At 67.9% G+C, this 495-nt stretch carries 1 protein-coding gene; it reads left to right on the top strand.

Annotated features, from left to right (window positions below; translation table 11 throughout):
* Window positions 1-25: 25 nt before the first annotated feature.
* The coding region (locus tag QSK45_RS38100) for a YncE family protein (protein ID WP_285563538.1) at window positions 26-495 on the top strand (470 nt) is incomplete at its 3' end.

Here is a 495-nt window from a genome sequence, read left to right as displayed (position 1 = left end):
CCCCGTCGGCGGCACACCCTTCGGTGTGGCGATCACTCCCGACGGCTCGACCGTCTACGTCACGAACTCCGGCGACGGCACGGTCAGCGTGATCAACACCGCCACCCAGACCGTCACCACCACCATCCCCGTCGGCGGTTTCCCGCTGGGCATCGCGGTCACTCCGAACGGCTCCCAGGTGTACGTGGCGAACAACGGTGACGGCACGGTGAGCGTGATCGACACGGCCACCCAGACGGTCACCAACACCATCACCGTCGGCACCGCGCCTGTGGGAGTCGCCGTCGCGCCCGACGGATCCCATGTGTATGTGACCGACAACGGCGACAACACGGTCAGTGTGATCGACACGGCCGGTCAGACGGTGATCGGTTCGATCGCCGTCGGCACCGGACCCTTCGGCATCGCGATCACTCCGGACGGGACCGCGGCGTACGTCGCGAACAACGGCGACGCGACCGTCAGCATCACCGCCACCGCTCCCTTCCCCACCGC

The sequence above is a fragment of the Streptomyces hygroscopicus subsp. hygroscopicus genome (assembly GCF_030269125.1).
Classification (GTDB): Bacteria; Actinomycetota; Actinomycetes; order Streptomycetales; family Streptomycetaceae; genus Streptomyces; species Streptomyces hygroscopicus_C.
This window is presented reverse-complemented; position numbering and strand designations above follow the sequence as displayed.